Annotated in this window: 19 protein-coding genes; 7 read left to right on the top strand and 12 right to left on the bottom strand. The window is 29.6% G+C overall.

Annotation, left to right across the window (positions count from 1 at the left end; all coding sequences use genetic code 11):
• Positions 1–15: 15 nt before the first annotated feature.
• The 3 genes from L6653_RS00090 to L6653_RS00080 all read left to right on the top strand — a co-directional run bounded on the left by L6653_RS00090 (position 16) and on the right by L6653_RS00080 (position 3,762).
• Positions 16–2,724, top strand: coding sequence for an ABC transporter ATP-binding protein/permease (locus tag L6653_RS00090; protein ID WP_236784745.1), 2,709 nt, complete (start codon positions 16–18; stop codon positions 2,722–2,724).
• 131 nt (positions 2,725–2,855) lie between these two features.
• Positions 2,856–3,131 carry an autorepressor SdpR family transcription factor gene (locus L6653_RS00085; protein ID WP_236785829.1) on the top strand — a complete coding sequence of 92 codons (276 nt, stop codon included), beginning with the start codon at positions 2,856–2,858 and terminating at the stop codon, positions 3,129–3,131.
• Complete coding sequence (locus tag L6653_RS00080; protein ID WP_236784743.1) at positions 3,121–3,762, top strand: SdpI family protein; 642 nt, start codon at positions 3,121–3,123, stop codon at positions 3,760–3,762. The genes L6653_RS00085 and L6653_RS00080 overlap by 11 nt, the downstream gene beginning before the upstream one ends.
• A 41-nt stretch (positions 3,763–3,803) precedes the next feature.
• Here the strand turns inward: L6653_RS00080 and L6653_RS00075 are convergent, their stop codons facing one another.
• From L6653_RS00075 to L6653_RS00065, 3 genes are read right to left on the bottom strand one after another with little or no spacing between them, the layout of a single operon-like run.
• Entirely contained in the window at positions 3,804–4,613 is an 810-nt protein-coding gene (locus L6653_RS00075) for an N-acetylmuramoyl-L-alanine amidase (RefSeq protein WP_236784742.1), read from the bottom strand.
• A complete protein-coding gene (locus L6653_RS00070; protein WP_236784740.1) occupies positions 4,610–5,035 on the bottom strand; it encodes a phage holin family protein in 426 nt (141 codons plus the stop codon). The genes L6653_RS00075 and L6653_RS00070 overlap by 4 nt, the downstream gene beginning before the upstream one ends.
• Positions 5,036–5,088: 53 nt before the next feature.
• Positions 5,089–5,574, bottom strand: coding sequence for a hypothetical protein (locus tag L6653_RS00065; RefSeq protein WP_236784738.1), 486 nt, complete (start codon positions 5,572–5,574; stop codon positions 5,089–5,091).
• A gap of 100 nt (positions 5,575–5,674) precedes the next feature.
• Between L6653_RS00065 and L6653_RS00060 the strand changes: the two genes are divergently transcribed.
• The gene (locus tag L6653_RS00060) at positions 5,675–6,229 is read left to right on the top strand and encodes a DUF3783 domain-containing protein (protein ID WP_236784736.1); all 555 of its coding nucleotides are present in this window, start codon (positions 5,675–5,677) and stop codon (positions 6,227–6,229) included.
• Between the two features lie 225 nt (positions 6,230–6,454).
• On the opposite strand, the gene L6653_RS00055 is transcribed toward L6653_RS00060, so the two are convergent.
• The gene (locus tag L6653_RS00055; protein WP_236784733.1) at positions 6,455–7,399 is read right to left on the bottom strand and encodes an alpha/beta hydrolase; all 945 of its coding nucleotides are present in this window, start codon (positions 7,397–7,399) and stop codon (positions 6,455–6,457) included.
• Positions 7,400–7,902: 503 nt separating this feature from the next.
• Here L6653_RS00055 and L6653_RS00050 point away from each other — a divergent pair.
• From L6653_RS00050 to L6653_RS00040, 3 genes are all read left to right on the top strand, one after another.
• Positions 7,903–9,438 carry a Na+/H+ antiporter NhaC family protein gene (locus L6653_RS00050; protein ID WP_236784732.1) on the top strand — a complete coding sequence of 512 codons (1,536 nt, stop codon included), beginning with the start codon at positions 7,903–7,905 and terminating at the stop codon, positions 9,436–9,438.
• 9 nt (positions 9,439–9,447) lie between these two features.
• Entirely contained in the window at positions 9,448–10,884 is a 1,437-nt protein-coding gene (gene argH, locus L6653_RS00045; RefSeq protein WP_236784730.1) for an argininosuccinate lyase, read from the top strand.
• A 227-nt stretch (positions 10,885–11,111) separates the two neighbouring features.
• Complete coding sequence (locus L6653_RS00040) at positions 11,112–12,281, top strand: IS256 family transposase (protein ID WP_236785828.1); 1,170 nt, start codon at positions 11,112–11,114, stop codon at positions 12,279–12,281.
• A gap of 428 nt (positions 12,282–12,709) precedes the next feature.
• On the opposite strand, the gene L6653_RS00035 is transcribed toward L6653_RS00040, so the two are convergent.
• From L6653_RS00035 to L6653_RS00005, 8 genes are all read right to left on the bottom strand, one after another.
• Positions 12,710–13,579 (bottom strand): IS3 family transposase, encoded by an 870-nt coding sequence (locus L6653_RS00035; RefSeq protein ID WP_236785827.1) that lies wholly within the window; start codon positions 13,577–13,579, stop codon positions 12,710–12,712.
• A gap of 31 nt (positions 13,580–13,610) precedes the next feature.
• Positions 13,611–14,117, bottom strand: a complete 507-nt coding sequence (locus tag L6653_RS00030) for a helix-turn-helix domain-containing protein (RefSeq protein WP_236784728.1) — start codon at positions 14,115–14,117, stop codon at positions 13,611–13,613.
• Positions 14,118–14,994: 877 nt separating this feature from the next.
• Complete coding sequence (locus L6653_RS08740; RefSeq protein WP_256444837.1) at positions 14,995–15,129, bottom strand: hypothetical protein; 135 nt, start codon at positions 15,127–15,129, stop codon at positions 14,995–14,997.
• Positions 15,130–15,239: 110 nt separating this feature from the next.
• A complete protein-coding gene (locus tag L6653_RS00025) occupies positions 15,240–15,803 on the bottom strand; it encodes a sugar O-acetyltransferase (protein ID WP_305854529.1) in 564 nt (187 codons plus the stop codon).
• The gene (locus L6653_RS00020; protein ID WP_236784726.1) at positions 15,800–16,387 is read right to left on the bottom strand and encodes a ribonuclease H1 domain-containing protein; all 588 of its coding nucleotides are present in this window, start codon (positions 16,385–16,387) and stop codon (positions 15,800–15,802) included. The genes L6653_RS00025 and L6653_RS00020 overlap by 4 nt, the downstream gene beginning before the upstream one ends.
• A gap of 5 nt (positions 16,388–16,392) precedes the next feature.
• A complete protein-coding gene (locus L6653_RS00015; protein ID WP_236784723.1) occupies positions 16,393–17,838 on the bottom strand; it encodes an alpha-amylase in 1,446 nt (481 codons plus the stop codon).
• Positions 17,839–18,480: a deoxyribose-phosphate aldolase gene (gene deoC, locus L6653_RS00010; RefSeq protein ID WP_236784721.1), complete on the bottom strand. Its 642-nt coding sequence runs from the start codon at positions 18,478–18,480 to the stop codon at positions 17,839–17,841.
• Positions 18,470–19,570 carry a SpoIIE family protein phosphatase gene (locus tag L6653_RS00005; protein ID WP_236784719.1) on the bottom strand — a complete coding sequence of 367 codons (1,101 nt, stop codon included), beginning with the start codon at positions 19,568–19,570 and terminating at the stop codon, positions 18,470–18,472. The genes deoC and L6653_RS00005 overlap by 11 nt, the downstream gene beginning before the upstream one ends.
• Between the last annotated feature and the right edge of the window lie 76 nt (positions 19,571–19,646).

The following is a 19,646-nucleotide window of genomic DNA, read 5'->3' as shown; positions in this document are numbered from 1 at the left end:
ATAGAAAGGAAAAATATGTTAGAGCTTAAAAATATAAGTAAAATTTATAAAACAGGAGAAAATGAACAAAAAGCTCTTGATGATATAAGTATTTCATTTAGAAAAAATGAATTTGTTTCAATTCTTGGTCCATCTGGTGGTGGAAAAACCAGCCTTTTAAATATAATCGGTGGCCTTATGAATTATACATCAGGAGATTTGATAATAGATGGAAGATCTACCAAAAAATTTAAGGATAGGGATTGGGATTATTATAGAAATAGGTCGGTTGGATTTGTTTTTCAATCTTACAATTTAATTGGCCACCAAAATGTTTTAAAAAACGTAGAACTTGCCTTGACCCTTTCTGGCGAGAGGAAAGAATTAAGAGAAGATTTGGCAAAAAAAGCCTTAGAAAAAGTTGGACTTACTGATCATATCTACAAAAAACCTGCCCAATTATCTGGAGGGCAAATGCAAAGAGTTGCCATAGCTCGTGCCCTTGTAAATAATCCAGAAATAATTCTTGCTGATGAGCCGACTGGAGCTTTAGATACTGAAACTTCCAAAGAAATTATGGATTTATTAAAAGAAGTTGCCAAGGATAGACTTGTAATTATGGTAACCCACAATCCCGATTTGGCTGAAAAATATTCTACAAGAATTATAAGATTAAAAGACGGGAAAATTTTATCAGATTCAAATCTTTTTGAGGAAGAAAAAACAAGGGATGAATTCAAAACAAAAAAATTATCCCTCTCCCTTCCAACTGCCTTAAAACTTTCTTTTAACAATCTTTTAACCAAAAAAGCAAGGACTATCCTTACAGCCTTTGCAGGTTCTATTGGAATTATTGGAATTGCTTTAATTCTTTCTTTATCAAATGGAGTTGATGATTTTATCAAGGAAAGTCAAAGAAAAACTTTGAAATCTTATCCAATCGAAATCAAAGAAGAAAGTCTAAATTTGGGAGATAATTTTTTGAAAGATCCAGCTGGAGATAAAAAATACAAAAAAGATGATAAAAATGTCAGGGCAAACAATGATATTTTGAAAAGAAAATCTTCTCTTTCCTCATCAATTACAGAAAATAATCTCTCCCCTTTCAAAACTTATCTAGATAAAAAAGATTTAAATAAAAAAATTGGCAAACATGCCATAAATTATATATACGATTTAAATTTTGAAATCTATGCAAAAGATGAAGATGGAGAGATTATAAACACTGATGGTTCAGATTTTGAAGATAAAGAAGATTCTATGTTTAAGTCTAATGGTCCATCCTTTTTAAATATAGGCTCAAGTGAACACAAAAATTTCAAACAAATAATTTCAAACAAGGACGGATCAATTTCAAATATAGTCAAAGAAGAATATGATTTAATCGATGGAAAATGGCCAGAAAATGCCAATGAATTGGTTTTATTTACAGACAAAAACAATTCTATAGATAGGGAAAGTTTGTATGAGCTTGGAATTTTACCAAAAAAAGATTACAAAAATATCCTAAAAAAATTAGATGAAGGTGAAAAAATAAAACTTGACGATAAAAAAATAAAAAACAAAGACTTTTTAAATCATGAATTTAGCGCCCTAATGCCTGTAGATTTTTATAAAAAAGAAAATAATAGGTACAAAAATATAAAAGAAGATGAAAATGAAAAGAAAAAGGCAATTGAAAATGCCTATAAAATAAAAATTGTAGGAATTGCCAGAGCAAAAAAAGATAGCGAAGAAAACCAAAACATCACAGCTCCCCTTGGTTTTACCTCAAAATTTACTGACCAAATGATAAAAAGAGCAGGTGAGTCAGAAATAGTAAAAGACCAAGAAAAAAATAAAGAAATAAATATTTTAAATAATATTGCCTTTAAGGCAAAAGATCAAAATGAAAAAAGAAAAGCAAGCAAATCATATCTTGAAAACCTAGACCAAGACCAAAGATTAAAGGCCCAATCATTTTTACTTGCAAATTCAGAAAAATTAAAAGAAAATATAAAAAAAGCTTCTATGAATTCAATGAATAATCCAAGTCAAAATCAAGGGCAAAACATTGATATAATTGAACTTTTCCTAAAAAATCCAGAAGATAAGGTTTTGGATAAATTATACGAAGAAGAACTTTCATCAAATTCCTACCAAAATAACCTAGAAGATTTTGGTTTTGTTTCAAAATCTGCCCCATCAGAGATTAAAATTTATGTAGAAGATTTTGAAAACAGGGAAAATGTAAAAAATATAATAAATGATTTTAATAAAAACAAAAAAGAAAAAGATAAAATCCACTACACAGATTTTGTAGGACTTTTAACCTCATCAATTAGAACAATAATAAATGCAATTTCCTATGTTTTGATTGCCTTTGTCGGGGTTTCCCTTGTTGTTTCATCAATAATGATTGGAATAATAACCTATATTTCCGTTCTTGAAAGAACAAAAGAAATAGGAATTTTAAGGTCAATCGGTGCAAGCAAAAAAGACATAAGAAAAGTTTTCTTGTCAGAAACCTTTATGGAAGGACTTTTGTCAGGACTTCTCGGAGTTTTTGTAACTATTTTATTAAATATACCAATCACAAAAATTATGAGAAATATAACAAATATTTCCTACATCGGCTCATCCCTTCCAAATAAGGCAGCAATAATTCTTGTAATAATTTCAGTATCTTTAACACTTCTTGCAGGAATTATCCCATCATCAATAGCAGCCAAAAAAGATCCGGTTGAGGCCTTGCAAAGTGAATAAATTTAAAAATAATTTTAAGTCAAATCTATTTAGATATTTTTCAAAATAGATTTGACTTTTTTTTATTTAGAATCTATAATAAAAATAGCTATTTAGATAATTATCAAAATAGAATGAAAGGTTGTGATAATTTGTTTTCTGATACTTTTAAAGCCTTATCTGATCCAGTAAGAATTGAAATCTTAAATTTATTGAGAAAAAAAGGACGTATGAATGCAGGAGAAATTGCTGAAAATTTTGACCTATCAAAGGCAACCATCTCCCACCATTTAAAATTATTAAAAAATGAAGATTTAATTTATGAAACAAAAAAGAAAAATTTTATTTATTATGAGCTAAACACAAGTATTTTTGAAGAAATAATGGCTTGGTTTGTTAAATTTAAAGGAGGAGAAAATGAAAAATAAAATAAAGTTTAAAAAAGAAAGCATAATCTCTATAATTTTTTCTATTATCTTGTTTGCCCTTGTAAACATCATATTTTATAAAAAAATGCCAGAAACTATACCAACACATTGGAATATTAACAATGAAATTGATGATTATTCTAGCAAGTTTAGTGCTTTTATAAAAACACCAATATTTTTAATATTACTAAATATTTTTTCTTGTTTTATGCTCGACAATGACCCAAAAAACATAAATAAAAATAAGCTTATAATACTAATTGGAAAAGCTACTGTTCCACTCGTTTTACTTATAACTTTTATGATAAGTGTTTTTTATGGTTTAGGCAAAGGAATAAATGTTACGGTAATGGTTTCTTTATTTGTAGGTTTTCTTTTAATTGTAATCGGAAACTATCTACCAAAGACAAAAAGAAATTATACGGTTGGAATAAAACTTCCATGGACTTTAAATAGTGACGAAAATTGGAGAAAAACTCATAGACTTGGCGGCTATACTTTTATACTAGGAGGGCTTGCTTTTTTACTAAGCCCATTCGTTGGAAATCAATATTTAGTTTTAATAACCATAGCCATAATATTTTTTGTTCCAATGATTTATTCTTTTTATCTTTACAAAAATGGAATTTAAATACGAAAAAAGCATTGAACCTTAAGTCCAATGCTTTTTCCCTAGCTTAAAATCTGATTAACCCTTCTTTGCACAGCATAATAATCATATCCTGCCTGGGTCAATCTTTTTTTCCTCTCATTTCCATTTCCCCAATCACCTCTTATAACTTCTCTTGCAAGTGTGTCAATTGATTTGTTATTTTTTCTTGGATAAATTTCATTTCCCATATCATCAAATACTTTTTCTTTATATTTATCAGCGCATCTTTTTGCATTTTCTATGGATTTAAAAGCTCCTTTTTGACTTTTAATATCTTTAAAAGATTTTCTAACTCTATATAAATTTGAATTTTTTCTAGCATTTTTCCTAAGCCTTTTGTTGACTTCGTTTGCAATATAGGAAAATTTTTTACCAAGGTAAGGCCCTGGGCAATTTGTGTTGGCATACCACTCGTGTTTTTGCAAAACTCCTTCTTTATCTCCCGTATAGGTACAAGGATAAATATTATTTCGCATACAAATATCTGTCACCAAATCAATCAACCTATCTAAAACAAAATCTGAAATTTCCCAATTTGCTCCTCTTGTAGAATTTCCAACTTCGATTGTTATCGCACGATTATCGCACCATGATGAAGATGTTGTCCATGCTCTGTTTTCTTCATAAACTCCAAGAACAATAATCCCGTCTGATCCTAGATTATAATTTGCAGAAGCCCCTCTTGATTTTGGAAGAAAAATCCTTGCTAAATCTCTTCCACAAATAATTCCACCAGTATGGTGAATGGCAATTTTACTTATTTTTTCACTTCTTTTTCCACTGTGGTTTGGGGATAAAATTATATCATCAACTAATTTGCTATAAGTCATTTTTCCTCCTTAAATTGTTCTAATAAAATTTTTAACTTCTCTGGAATTGGAAGGCCAATGGCAAGGGAGTTTTCAAGGATAGAAAGTCCCTCATTTGCTATATAAAAAAATATTATGGCACTTCTTATCATAGCCTCATTTTGTATCAAATTTTTATCGCAAAGATTTGCAATTCCAACTATTATAAAAATCATAATCTTTTTTAAAATTCCTTTAAATCCAACCTTTGACGAAAGTTTTCTTTCAAATCCTGCCCTTATAATCCCACTTATATAGTCACAAATCACAAAGCAAAGGAGAGTATAAACAAAAATATCCATTTCACCAATGAAAAATCCCATACAAGATCCAAAGAGTGTAAACAAAAGTTTAATAATATCTTTAAATTTATTCATATCTTCCCCCTTTATAATTTTTATCATAAAAAATCACCTCCTACTTATATATAAGTAGAAAGGTGATAATGTCCCAAAAATTATTCTTCAAAAGATCTAAGCTCTATGCTTTTTTTGATCTTATTTATTTCTTTAGATTTTTCTTTAGAAAGTTTTTTTATAATAGTAATAAGTTTCTTCTCAGCATTTTGAATTTCCAATTGTTTTTTTCTCATATCAATTCTTAATTTCATATCAGAAAGAGCATTTCTTGGACTTGAAAATTGACTAAGTTTATAAGGAAGGTCCAAAATACTTGCAAGCTTTGGATCAAAAAGCAAAAGATTTGCGTGAAGTTTTAATAAAACATCTTGAGTTCTATCAATGGATTTATTAATAGTATTATTTTTATTAGCTCTCAAAAAATCTCCAACAATATTTCTACCAATAAGACCAGTAACAGAATAATCAGAAGATTTTCCAACCCTCCTGCTTGCCCTTTGCAAAACTCCAAGAGCCTCTCTCGCCTCATCAAGCAATTTATTAATTTCTTTTATTCTGGCATTTTCATAATTATAATCTTTCATAAATATCTCCCCAAATTTTTCTCTATATTATATTATACCCAAAAGTGAGTAAAATATCTTTTTGGGTATAGTAATAATATTAAAAAGAAAAGGAGATTTTATGGCTTTAATAATTTTATTTAATGCTAATGATATAGAAAAAGAAAAATTAAGAATTTTGTGCGAAAAAGAAAATGTAAGATTAAAACTAATAGGAATGGAAGATGTAGATCAAAAGGTAGGATATCTTGCAGAAATAGATGGATTTGAAAAAATCGAATCAAAGGGAGAATATTTAGAAGAATTTGATTTCACCTTTGCATTTTTCAAAGATTTTGAAGAAAAAGATCTGTTTGCCTTCATCGATAAAATGAGAGAAAACAATGTAGTTATAGACCATAAGGCAGGAATAACCCCAACAAATATAAAATGGACATTAAGATATTTACTTGAAGAAAACGACCAAGAACACAAAACCATGCAAATTGTTGAAGAAATCAATTCCTATTTAGAAAAGGCTAGCAAAATAAAAAAAGAAACTGGAGAAGAAAATCCAGAAATAGCGAAATCTGTAAAAGAATTAAACCACTATTTCCAAACAGCAGGAGAAGATTTTGATATAAAAGTTGCCAAAGAATTTAGGGATAAAATTAAAAATTTGGTGGAAAATTTATAATCAAAACTCTTACATTACTTTGTAAGAGTCAGACTGTTGAAAAACTAAACTTTTCCCATTTCGAACGAACGTAGTGAGTCGAGAAATCTCATGAGATCTCTCCGTGCGTTCGTTTCACTCACTTAGTCGAGATGGGTTGTAGCATAATTTTATTTTCAAATTAATAATGAATTACTAAACTGACTTTGTCTACGCTCTGACTCTTACATTAATTTGTAAGAGTTTTTATTTATATTTTTTTAAAAATTTAGAAATAAGATTTTTAAAATTTTCTGGTTCATTTTCTGCAAATTTTGTGTGTGGAATTTCTTTGCAGGTATAAATTTCTTTTTTATTGGAATTTATAGCTTTATATATATCTTCTCCCATGTGATATGGGGTAACTTTATCTGAATTTGAATTTATTATTAAAACTGGACAATTAATTTTTGTATTTTCAAGCCATTTTCTTGTATCTATTTCTTTTAAGGTAAAACCAAGTTTTGTTTTTAAGAAAATATTTCCTGTAAATTTCATCAAAGCTTGTGGTACTCCTTGATTTTTTTCTATCTTTTCAAAAACCTTATCGGAAAATTCGTTGGAATCGGAAACTGGACAATCTAAAATCATATAATCTATAAGGCTATCGTCACGACTTGCAGCTATTATTGAGCTTGCCCCTCCATAGGATTCTCCATATAAAAGAATTTTCCCGTCCTTTTTAACAATCTTTTTTGCATATTTTAAATAATCTAGACAATCATAAGATTCTAACACTCCAAATGTAGAATATTTTTCTAAATTTTCACCTGAATTTCTTTGATCAAAGATTAATAGGGAAAATCCCAAATCATAAAGTCCTTGGCCTTGACTGGACATTGAATATTTTGTCCCGCCTAGACCATGAACCATTACTGCAATATTATTGGTATTTTTATTTTTAACAAATATACCAGGAATTTCGTGGTCAAATTTTGAAGATTTAATTTTAATTTCTTTTATTTTTTTATCTTCAGCAAATTTTTGATATTCATCCTTATATAAAGAAATATTTTCTACAGTTTTCTCTCTTGGCATTATATTTGTTAGTCCTTTAAAAGTTTCATTTCCTGTAAAATATCCCATACCAAGAATTGCAATAATTATAAAACTCAAAAACAATGTTCCAAATATTTTGAAAATCTTTTTCATAAAATCCCCCTTAAATTAATTTTATTATACATAAATTTTTGCACTAAACCTAAAATTTTGTATAAAATTTTACTCAATCTTTACAATTCTGTATAAAATTTTATAAAATTCATTTTTATTTATAAAAATCAAAAAATCTATGTTCCACTCTAAATGTGAATGGATAAAATATTTGTAAATAAATTTGACAATCTGAAAAACAAATGATATCATTTTCGTAAATACTTTGAAGAGTTTAGTAGATTAAAAATTATTAATCCCAGAGAGGTTCTGTTTGGTGAAATGAACTATGATATTTTTAATTGAATAGAGGCTTGAAATAGTTGAAAGTGTAATTAATAAGCTTTCCGTTGACTGCGTTTAAGTTTTCTAATGAGGCAAATTTTATTTGTAAATTAGGGTGGCAACACGTTTATATCGTCCCTTTCTTGGGGCGTTTTTTTATTACACAATTTTAATTTTTCAAGTTTAATCTTTGAAATAAATTTTAAAAGGAGGAAATTATGGAAGAAAATATTTATTATGGATTTTTATCCCTTTTGCCGGCACTTATAGCAATTATTTTGTCAATTTCTACAAAAAACATAATAGTTTCGCTTTTGACAGCAGTTTATATTGGCTCACTTATCATTAATAAGTTTAATCCTTTTACTGCTTTAATTTCTATGATAAGTGATTTTATGTATGTAAAAATCGCCGAGGATTCTAATGCGCAAACTATTTTTATGATGGCAATTATTGGAGGGTTCGTTGCTCTTTTGACTTCAACTGGTGCTGCAAATTCTTTTGCTAAGAATATGACTCAAAAGCTTGATACTCGTTCCAAGGGAGAATTTTTAGCATGGATTGGTGGACTTGTAATCTGGTTTACTGATACAGGAAATTCATTAATTCTTGGTCCAATTTTTGAAGAAATTTTGGACAAGCTTAAAGCTTCAAAAGAAAAATTCGCCTACATTTTGGACGTAACATCAATTTGTGATGCTGCTCTTATTCCAATTATTGGTTGGGGAGTTTATTCCATGGGTCTAATTGATACTGAACTTAAAAATTTGAACTTAACTAATGTTAGTTCTTGGTCTGTTTATGTTAGAGCTATTCCTTTTAATTTTTATGCAATTTTAGCCCTTCTTATGGCAGGATTTTTGGCTATAAGTCAATTTGACTATGGTCCAATGTTAAAGGCTCAACACAGAGCTGCTACAACTGGTCAAACTATGAGAGAAGGCGGAACTCCTATGAGAAAATCTGTTAAGGATACTCATAAACATGACAAGGATGTTTCTGTTATGGTTATGGTAATTCCATTAATTATAATGGTTGTGACTATTTTTACTAATTTATTTTTAAATGGATTTCCAAAAGAAGTTGTTCCTGGAAAAATGATTAGGGCATCTATCGCTGCAGGTTTTATGCTTGCAACTATATCCCTTATTATTTTATCTTTAAAAGATAAACTTATGACTTTTAATGAGTGTATGTCAGCATTTTTAAAGGGAGTTTCAAACTCTTCTTTTATGGCAGTTCTTCTTACCCTTGCTTGGTCTTTGGGTGGGGTTTCTACTCAAATGGGAACTGCAGAATATATTTTAAAAATCACTGAAGGATTCTTATCTCCTGAAATGCTTGCTGCAGTATTTTTCCTTATTGGATGTATCATGTCTTTTGCGACTGGATCTTCTTGGGGAACTATGGCAATTTTAATTCCTTTGGCCATTCCAATGGCTCACCAATTAGGAGTTTCATTATCTGTAGTAGTTGCTGCTGTTTCATCTGGTGGACTTTTTGGAGACTCTTCTTCACCAATTTCTGATACAACAATGCTTGCATCAACCGGAGCTGGTGGAGATCACATGGACTTTTTCTCATGTATGGTTCCATATTCCCTAACTGTTGGTGGAATTTCCTTTATAACTTTTATTATTGCAGGCCATATGGCTTCAAATGCAATTATATTTGTTTCTGTGATAGTTTTGTTCATTTTGATTTACATTTTGCACAAAATATCTATGAAAAAATATGGTTTTGAAAAATTTTAGGAGGATTAGATGAAAAATTTATGGTCTGGAAGATTTTCCAAACAAATGGATGAGGTAACTGCTCTTTATAACGAGTCCCTCTCCTTTGATAATGTCTTATATCCTTATTCAATTCTAGGAAGTCTTGCCCATGTAAATATGTTAAAAGAATGCAAGATTATTGATGAAAAAACTTTTGAAAAAATTAAGGCTGGACTTTTTAAGGTTAAAGATAAATTTGATAAGGGTGAAGTTGAGCTTGATATAGCGAATGAAGATATTATGATGCTAATTGAAAAAGAGCTTACAAATGAAATTGGAGTTTATGGAAAGGCCCTTCACACTGCAAGAAGTAGAAACGATCAAAATGCTCTTGATGAAACACTTTTTATGAGAGATGCTGTGCTTGAAACTATTACAAGATTAAGTTCTTTGATGGAAGTTTTGCTTAAAAAAGCAAAGGAAGAAGGCCACAAGATTATGCCTGGTTTCACACACCTTCAACATGCTCAACCAATTACAGTTGGCTATTACTATATGGCACATTTCCAAAGATTTAGAAGAGATAGTCAAAAATTTATGGAACTTTTCCAAAGACTACAAGAAAATCCTCTCGGAGCTTGCGCTATGGCTGGAACAACTCTTCCAACTGATAGATTTATTACAACAAAACTTCTGGGCTTTGATAAACCAACAGAAAATGCCATGGATACTGTGGGTTCACGTGATAATATTTTAGATTATTTGTATCTCGCCTCCCTAACCATGACCCATATCTCATCAATCGCAGAAGAATTTGTAGTATTTAATTCCCAAGAATTTTCATTTATAGATATAGATGATGGATATTGTACAGGATCTTCTATAATGCCTCAAAAGAAAAATCCTGATCTTGCAGAACTTGCAAGAGGAAAAGTTGGAAGAAACATAGGTAATTTAATGAACCTTTTAACAGTTGTAAAAGGAACATTTTTAACTTTCAACAAGGATTTCCAAGAAGACAAGGAAGCGCTATTCGATTCAATAAAAACCCTAAATATGTCCCTTTTAATATTTGAAAAAATGCTAGAAGGATCATACTTTAAAGAAGAAGTTTTGAAAAAACATTTAGAGGAAGGATTTATCGAGGCGACTGACATTGCAGAATATTTGGTAAAAGAAAATATTCCATTTAGGTCAGCTCATGAAATTGTAGGAAATCTTGTAAAATATTGTGAAAAGAACAATAAAGATTTCTCTCAAATAAATAAAAAAGACCTAGAAACTTTAGAGTTTCCAGTAAAGCTAAATGACCTATCAATTTTCAAAATTGAAGAATCAATAAAAAGAAGAGATTCATTCGGAGGAACAGCTTTCAAAGAAGTTGATAGGCAAATAAGTGTTGGGGAAGAATACGTGAAAAATCTCAATGATAAAATAATTCCAATAAAAAATAAACTAGGAGATTTGTTCAATCAACTAGAATGATAGTTGGTTGATCCTAAAATATATAAAAAATACGCTTAAAAACTAAAATATATATAAATACAATAAAATTGATGAATATATTCTAATACGCTTAATTTAATCGAATATATGAGACTGTGTAAAATTTTGTGTATAGAAACCTCCTGATTAGGGTAAAGAAAAACTAATCAGGAGGAATTTTTATGCCAAGAAAAAGACCGGAAACAAAAAGAAGCAAAATAGCAAAAATGTTAATTGAAGAATATCAGCCTCAAAGTGCACACGACATTCAAGAAGCACTAAAAGATCTCTTAGGTGATACAATGGAAGAACTTTTAAAAGCAGAATTAGATGAGCATTTAGACTATGAATACGGTGAAAAACCACTATCATTAAACACTAGAAATGGCACAAGCAAGAAAACAGTTAGATCATCTTACGGAAATATAGATTTAAACATACCAAGGGATAGAGAAGGAACATTTGAACCACAATCATTAAAGAAATATGAAAAAGACATATCAAACATAGAAAATCAAATAATATCAATGTATGGCAAAGGAATGACAACAAGAGACATATCATCTCACATCAAAGATATTTATGGTTTTGGCATATCAGAAACAATGGTAAGTAAAATAACCAACAAAATACTACCAACTATAGAAGAGTGGCAAAATAGACCACTAGAAAAAATCTATCCTATGGTTTTTTTAGACGCCATTCACTACCACGTAAGAGAAAACAACATAGTAGTCAAAAAAGCAGTATACATTGCCTTAGGCTACAACCTAGAAGGATTTAAAGAAATACTAGGACTATGGGTAGGAGAAAATGAATCAAGTAAATATTGGCTCTTAGTATTAAATCAGCTAAAAGAAAGAGGACTAGAAGATGTATTAATCTTCTCAACAGACAATCTACCAGGATTTAGCCAAGCAATAGAAACAGTATACCCAAAAGCAGAAATACAAAAATGTATAATCCATCAAATAAGAAACTCAACTAAATATGTGTCATACAAAGATATAAAAGAATTGATGAAAGACCTAAAAGCAGTATACAAGGCACCAACAGAAGACTTAGCCTTAACAAATTTAGGAGTCTTTGAAGAAAAATGGAGTAAAAAATACCCAATGTGTGTAAGCTCTTGGAAAAACAACTGGACAGAATTATCGACATATTTTAAATATCCAGAAGGAATAAGAAGACTAATATATACAACAAACGCTATGGAAAACTTCAATAGACAACTAAGAAAAGTGACCAAAAATAAAACCATATTTCCAAATGACTACGCACTACAAAAAAGCTTGTATCTAGCAATGGTAGATGCCTCAAGCAAATGGACAAGTAGAATACGTGGTTGGGATCAAATCTTATCCCAATTATCAATATTTTTTGAAGGGAGGTTTTAATTAAGCTAAAAATTTAGTATGAAATCAGCTGCAAATTTTCATGAAAATTTGACAGTTTATTAAGCCCAAGTAAAATTAAGAAAAGCTCCATTCCTATAGGGATGGACAAACATTGATACATAAAAAATGTATCAACCCTTACCCTTTTATCAGGATTTAGGTTGATACACAAAATTATTTACAGACCCGAATATATTCTTATACGTTTAATACTAAAATATATATAACACAATAAAATTGATGAATATATTCTAATACGCTTAATTTAATCGAATATATTCTTATACGCTTAATAACTAAAATATATATATAAAAACCACCCATGAGACTAATAAGGTGACCCCATAAAGTTGGACCTAATACCAGAGTTAGAACTAAACTAGCTCTGGTATTTCTTTGTCCTTCCTACCCCTAGGGGTAGGAAATCTTTATGCTGCATTCTTCTTTCTATATTCTACTGGTGATAGGTATCCTAATTTTTCTTTTATTCTTTCTTCGTTATAATATTTTATGAAATCTTCTATTGTTTGTTTTAAGTGCTCGTATGAATAGAATTTGTGTCCGTAATATATTTCTTGTTTTAATATTCCAAAGAAGTTTTCCATTGGTGAGTTATCTAAGCAGTTGCCTTTTCTGGACATGGATTGGATGACGCCGTTTGCTTCTAGCCTTGATGTGTATTGATTTTTTTGATATGCCCATCCTTGGTCTGAGTGGAATATTCTTTTTTCTTTTGTTTTGTTAGTTACTTTTATTGCTTTATCTAAGGCTTTTAGGATTGGTTCTATTGTTGGTTGTTTTGATATTTCATAGCTTAGTATTTCACTGTTGTACATATCTAGGTATGGGTTTAGATAAAGTTTCTTTATTTGATAGTTGCCTTTTTTATCTTTTTCTAAATACTTAAATTCTGTTGTATCTGTTGTTATTTGGATGTATGGTTTTTCTACTTTAAAGTTTCTTTTTATTTTATTGTCTGATATTTTTCCTATCTGTCCTTTGTAGGATGAGTATTTTCTTGATTTTCTTGAATAACTTTTTACTTGTAGTTTTAGCTTTTGAACTAATCTTTGTACTTTCTTTTTATTTATTATTAGCCCTGTTCTTTTTAACATAGCTGTTATTCTTCTGTATCCATAGTTTGGATTTTCTTTTCTTATCTTAAGTATTTTATTTTCTATTTCTAGATCTTTATTTGGTTTATTTAATCTTTTTTGCCAATACATGTATGTTGATTTTGGAAGATTAAAGTATTTTAACAAGTCTTTTAGTTTAAATTTTTCTCTTAATGATCTAATGACCTCAGATATTCGTCTATTTCTTCCTGTGTCATTTGAGAGAATTGAATCTTTTTTTTAGAATTTCTACTTCCATTTGAAGATAGTAGTTCTCTTCTTTTAGTTTTTCTAATTCTCTTAGATCTTCTTTAATTTTAGTTTTATTAACAGATATTTTCTTACCGTCTTTTCTCATTTTTGAAGGTCTTCCTCTCTTTTTTGGTTTTAGTCCTTCAATTCCTCTTTCTCTAAACTCACTTACCCATCTAGCTATTATGCTTGGGTTTGTGATTTTAAGTTCATTAGCGAGACTTTGATAGGACATTTCTCCTGTTAAGTACAAGTTTACTACATTTAGTTTGAAGTCTAAAGAGTAATTATTATTCCTTCTTGATATTTTTATTCCCTCATAGCCTTGATTTTCATAAGCATTAACCCACGTTCTAACAGTAGATTTGTCTTGGATATTGTATTTTTTTGATAATTCTTTGTATCCTATTTGTCCTTCTAGATATTCTTTTACTACTTTCATCTTAAATTCTGTATTGTATTTTGTCATTAAAAAACTGACCTCCTTAGTTGGGTTGTTAGTCCAACTTTTGGGGGTCAGTTCATAAATCATCCAAATAGATTTTCGATTTGGACTTTGCTCACTCGAGTGGTTTTTTATTTTCTAATTTTGTTTTCCAAAGCTTAGATTTATATAAATTCCTTTTAATTTTATAAGACCTATTTAGATGATTTTAAAAAATTTCCAGATTATTTACCTAAAAATTATTATAAGAAAGCCCTTAATTTCTTTCATAACTTTCTTCTTTTAAGCTATCGTTAACTACAAAAATTGTGCCTATTAAGATAAAAAGCAAAGATAGAAAAATTTTTTCACCTGGTCTTTTCCCATTTACTATAAAAGGATAAACTGAATAATGAGCGCTTATTTTGGCTGCGCCAAAATTTCTTTGTGCTCTAACATAAAAATATACTTAAACCATAGGATACAAATCCTAAAATCATTGCAAAGCCAATATATTTATATTCTAATATTTTTTTTCTTAAAATAAGTCCAATTATTAAAGAACCTAAGCCTGAAAATATTCCTTTCAATCTAACTATTTTATAGATATTTTTTTGGTACAATTATTTTCTAGTCCTAATGATATGGTTACTAAAATTACAAATACAGATCCAATTGAAAATTCAAGACTCTTTTTATCAAATGTTAAAATAAAACTTGAGATTATTATAAAAAATATGGTAATCCATAGTCTAGATGTAACTTTTCCCTTAAATATAATAAGTAGTCGATACGAATTCAAAATTTTTTAAAATTGATACATTAGCTTCTGAACCAATTTTTATTCTATCATAAATATCAAGAGTGCAAGCATATCTAGTCCTATCATGCTAATTGTATTTTAAGTCTGCCCTATCTAATCTTAATGATTTATCTTTTTTAAAATTAAAATATACATAATTCCTACACCTAATTCTACTTCCAAATATAAAAATCTCGCCATAAATATGGGCGAAATATTTCCATTAATTTTTTTATCTTTAATTTTATTTCTCATTAAAATTCTAAATTTATTATCTAACTTTCTATATCAAATATTTTTTCACAAAATATTCTATCATGTCTGAGTTTTTATATAATATTATTATAGTAAATGTTAATTTTTATTTATTCAACATTTATTTCTTTTTTAACCTTACATGGGTTTCCAAATGCTAGGGAATTTTCTTCTATGTCTTTTGTAACTACAGATCCTGATCCTATTACTGTATTATCTCCTATTTTTACTCCTGGATTTATTACTACATTTGCCCCTATCCACACATTGTTTCCGATTTTTATCTTGTAGGCATATTCTAGTCCCTTGTTTCTTTTTTTATAATCTAGTGGGTGACCTGCTGTTGCAATTGTTACATTAGGTCCTATAAATACATTATCTCCAATTTCTACCTTAGCACAATCCAAGATTATTAAATTATGATTTGCATAAAAATTTTCTCCTATTTCTATATTAAAACCATAATCACAAAAAAATGGACTTTCTATCGTGAAATTTTCTTTTGTTTTTATTTTCAATTTTTTTATTATTTCTTCTTGTTTTTTTCTATTTGATGGCATTGTTTGGTTATATTCGTAACACAAATCTTGAGCTTTTTGCCTTAATTTTAATATTTCTTCATCATAATTTGCATTATAAAGCTCGCCTTTAAGCATCTTTTCTAATTCTCTCACGATTCTATTCCCAAAGATTTTTTTGCCAAAGCATCTGCCATATCATTATATTTGTCATTTGAGTGGGCCTTTACTTTAATAAAATGAACATCTATTTTTTCTTTTGCTTTTTGAAAAAATTCGTAATATCTTTTTGTAAGTTCGTTGTTTCTTTTCCACTCGCCTTTTGCCCAGGATTCTATTCCTTGGTAGTCATAATGAATATATATTGTTTTTTTTCCTTCTGAAATTGCCTTGTTGATTGCTCCTACACTTGCCTTAACTTCACCCGCAACATTTCTGTGTATATGAAATTCGTCATCAAAATCCTTATAGATTTCTTCGATTTTTTCATCTGTTATGTAGACTATTCCCACTCCATATTTTTTGTCTTTTTTAGAATAAGATCCGTCTATATAGGCTATTACTGAATCTTTATCTGCTTTTATTTCAATTTCTCTATCTTCCAAGAAATCTTCTGCATCTTCTTTTTTCTTAAAAGACTTGTATATTGCTCCCTTGTAGCCTTTTACTTCTTTTAAGCACAAATCCCAGGATGTATATATCCCAGGATTTCTGCCTTTTTTTACTGCGTAATATTTCATTTATTTTAATTTTCCTTTGCTGCCCAATATGAAACTGAACCAGGTCCAACATTAAACATTCCATTTCCATCTTCATCAATTGTAACTTGGTTTTTATTTTTTCCAGATAAATCTATATAAACTTTTCCTGCCTCTTCTTTACCAACAAACATTTGTTTTTCTGCCATATCTCCAATAGAAATTAAAACTGCAAGAGAAGATGTGTCAGCATCTGTTCTTCTTACCCAGCCTACAACTTGAGGATTGTCAAAATAATCATCTTGATCGCCGAAAGCATATTTTTTTCTCACACCAAGCATCTTATCTATCATTTCCTTTAATGGATCTTTTTTAACCTCTCCTTTTAGACCATAATAATCTCCTGCAAATATGCAAGGATAGCCGTCTTTTCTAAATAAAATTAAGGAGTAGGCAATTTCTTTAAACCAATCTTCAACCCAAGAATCCAAAGATTGACCTGGTTGGGAATCATGGTTATCGACAAAGGTTACTGCTTGGAGAGGATGATTTTTTACTATTGTATTGTTGAAAATATTTCTCATATCATAATTTCCATTTGACTTGCTTGCCTCTTGCATATGAAAATGAAGTGGCACATCAAATAAATCTATTTTCCAATCAGTATCATCCAAATATCCATCAATTTGACCTTCATCATATTGCCAATATTCCCCAAAAAGATAAAAATCATCTTTTTTTACATCCATTATATGTTTGGAAAGTTCATATATAAATTCATCAGATATGTGTTTTAAAGCATCATACCTAAATCCATCAACTCCAGTTTCTTCCATAAACCAATCAACCCATTTGAAAATTTCTTCTCTAACTTCTGGGTGAGAATGATCAATGTCAGCGTTCATTAGGTAATCAAAATTTCCTTTTTCATCGCTTACACCTTCATCCCAATATTTACCATCACCAAGGACTCTAAATATTGCTTTTGTGTCAGTATTTGCATCGTAATCTACGCCTGTAAAATGATAATAATGCCAAATAAAATCAGAATATTTGCCATCTCTTCCAGGAAAATCAAATCCAGTCCAAGCTTTTATCTTCATATCTTCTGATACATCTTTTTCTCTGTTGTTTTGATCTACCATTCTCGCCATAAATTCTTCTTCAAAATCGGCATTTCCCTTATGGTTTAAAACAACATCAGCATAAACTTTTATCTCATTTTTATGAAGCTCATCAATGGCTTCAAGAAGTTCTTTTTTTGTACCGTATTTGGTTCTAACTGTGCCTTTTTGGTCAAATTCTCCCAAATCCCACAAGTCATAAATTCCATATCCAACATCTTGGTCGCCACCGCCCTTACACATTGGTGGAAGCCATAGAGCATCAATTCCTGCATCCTTTATTTTTTTCGCATTTTCCCTTAAAAATTTATAATAGCCTCCGTCAGCGGGAGTATCCCACTCGAAGGCTTGCATCATAACATCACTCATTTACTTTTCACCTTTTACAATTTCAATTGATGCTGAACAACCAAGTCTACTAGCTCCAGCCTCAATCATTTCCAAAGCCTGATCATAAGTATGAATTCCTCCACTTGCCTTAACTCCCAAATCTTTTCCAACAGTTTTTCTCATAAGAGCAACATCTTCTTTTGTAGCTCCACCTGTAGAAAATCCTGTAGAAGTTTTTACAAAATCCGCACCAGCTTCTTTAGAAAGTTCACATACCTTGATTTTTTCCTCATCATCAAGAAGGCAAGTTTCAATAATAACCTTTAAAATTTTATCCCCACAAGCCGTTTTCACTTCTTTTATGTCTTCAAGAACATAATCATAATCTTTATCTTTAACTCTTCCAACATTAATTACCATATCAATTTCATCTGCACCGTTTTTAATAGCATCTTCTGCTTCAAAAACTTTAGCCTTTGTTGTCATTGCCCCCAAAGGAAAACCGATAACAGAAGTAATTCTAATATCCTTATCCATATTTCTAATAAAAGAAACATAAGAAGAATTTACACAAATAGATTTAAAATCATATTCCTTTGTTTCTTCAACAATTTTTTTAACTTGGTCTTTTGTTGCATCAGCCTTAAGCAAAGTGTGATCAATATATTGGTTAATTTTCATTTATTTCTCCTTTATAATCAATTAGGGCAAGACTTATATCATCATCTTGTTCGCCCCAAGTAAATTTTTCCAAATCTTCTAATATATATTCAAGGTTCTTTTTATTTTTCAAATTATCCACCAATCTTTCAATAGAATACTCATTTTTGTTGATATCCTTACTTTCAGTAACCCCATCAGTATAAAACAAAATCCTGTCTTTTGGGTGAAGATTAATACTTACTTCTTGGTAGATATTTTGTTCAATAATATTTGAAATCATCCTACCAGAAACAACAAGTTTATTTACTCTATTTTTATTTTCAACTAGGTGAAGAGGTGGGCAGTTGTGACCAGCATTTGAATAGGTAAGTTTATCATTTTTGCTATCAAAAATCCCTATCCATACAGTAAAATATTGGGATGAATTCATATCAAGTTTTACAAAATCTTTTCTAAGTTTTTTCAAAAGCTGACCTGGAGAATAGTCACTGTGTCTTTCAAAAATACCACTTATGGATAATTTCACAAACATTGTCATAATAGAGGCCTTTACCCCGTGCCCCATCACATCAGCAATATAAAAAGCATACTTATTTTCATCAACCTTTATAATATCAAACAAGTCACCAGACAAATCATTTGAAGGAATGTACCTACCCTCAAGCCTAATATCCCCATAAGTCTTATTTTTAGGCAAAATATTAGATTGGATTTTCCTAACAAATCTTATATCTTCAAGCATCTTCCTATTAGCATTAAAAAGATCAACCTTCATTTTTGATTCACTAGTAATATCCCTATAAACTTCAATAATCCCCATAAATTCATTGTTATTATAAAGCGGAGAAGATTTAATAGAATAATATTTCCCATTAATAAGTTTTTCTTCTTCAATTGTAGTATTTTTAAAAATATCAGCCTTTTCACTAAGTTTTTCTGTGTCAATATTTTGCTCAATGAGTGACCTATCAAGGTGGATATCACGCCTCATCTTTTCATTGATAAATACAAGTCTCCCATACTTATCAAGAATCCTAACCCAGTCATCCATTGAGTTTAAGACATAGAAGTTATCATCCCTAAATTTTTCTATATTTGCCTTACCCATAAGAACCTCTTTAAAACATTTATTCTCTATTAATGGTAACATTTATGAGATTTATTTTCAATTAATTAAATAAACT

The organism is Anaerococcus ihuae, assembly GCF_928368155.1.
In the GTDB taxonomy this organism is placed as follows: Bacteria; Bacillota; Clostridia; order Tissierellales; family Peptoniphilaceae; genus Anaerococcus; species Anaerococcus ihuae.
This window is presented reverse-complemented; position numbering and strand designations above follow the sequence as displayed.

What these genes read in the sequence shown, in the direction of transcription:
- L6653_RS00070 (WP_236784740.1), bottom strand. Translation starts at nt 5,035, where the DNA reads ATGATAAAAATTATAAAGGGGGAAGATATGAATAAATTTAAAGATATT.
- L6653_RS00040 (WP_236785828.1), top strand. Translation starts at nt 11,112, where the DNA reads ATGTTAATTGAAGAATATCAGCCTCAAAGTGCACACGACATTCAAGAA.
- argH (WP_236784730.1), top strand. Translation starts at nt 9,448, where the DNA reads ATGAAAAATTTATGGTCTGGAAGATTTTCCAAACAAATGGATGAGGTA.
- L6653_RS00055 (WP_236784733.1), bottom strand. Translation starts at nt 7,399, where the DNA reads ATGAAAAAGATTTTCAAAATATTTGGAACATTGTTTTTGAGTTTTATA.
- L6653_RS00065 (WP_236784738.1), bottom strand. Translation starts at nt 5,574, where the DNA reads ATGAAAGATTATAATTATGAAAATGCCAGAATAAAAGAAATTAATAAA.
- deoC (WP_236784721.1), bottom strand. Translation starts at nt 18,480, where the DNA reads ATGAAAATTAACCAATATATTGATCACACTTTGCTTAAGGCTGATGCA.
- L6653_RS00075 (WP_236784742.1), bottom strand. Translation starts at nt 4,613, where the DNA reads ATGACTTATAGCAAATTAGTTGATGATATAATTTTATCCCCAAACCAC.
- L6653_RS00020 (WP_236784726.1), bottom strand. Translation starts at nt 16,387, where the DNA reads ATGAAATATTACGCAGTAAAAAAAGGCAGAAATCCTGGGATATATACA.
- L6653_RS00015 (WP_236784723.1), bottom strand. Translation starts at nt 17,838, where the DNA reads ATGAGTGATGTTATGATGCAAGCCTTCGAGTGGGATACTCCCGCTGAC.
- L6653_RS00080 (WP_236784743.1), top strand. Translation starts at nt 3,121, where the DNA reads ATGAAAAATAAAATAAAGTTTAAAAAAGAAAGCATAATCTCTATAATT.
- L6653_RS00030 (WP_236784728.1), bottom strand. Translation starts at nt 14,117, where the DNA reads ATGACAAAATACAATACAGAATTTAAGATGAAAGTAGTAAAAGAATAT.
- L6653_RS00050 (WP_236784732.1), top strand. Translation starts at nt 7,903, where the DNA reads ATGGAAGAAAATATTTATTATGGATTTTTATCCCTTTTGCCGGCACTT.
- L6653_RS00090 (WP_236784745.1), top strand. Translation starts at nt 16, where the DNA reads ATGTTAGAGCTTAAAAATATAAGTAAAATTTATAAAACAGGAGAAAAT.
- L6653_RS00060 (WP_236784736.1), top strand. Translation starts at nt 5,675, where the DNA reads ATGGCTTTAATAATTTTATTTAATGCTAATGATATAGAAAAAGAAAAA.
- L6653_RS08740 (WP_256444837.1), bottom strand. Translation starts at nt 15,129, where the DNA reads ATGAGAAATAAAATTAAAGATAAAAAAATTAATGGAAATATTTCGCCC.
- L6653_RS00005 (WP_236784719.1), bottom strand. Translation starts at nt 19,570, where the DNA reads ATGGGTAAGGCAAATATAGAAAAATTTAGGGATGATAACTTCTATGTC.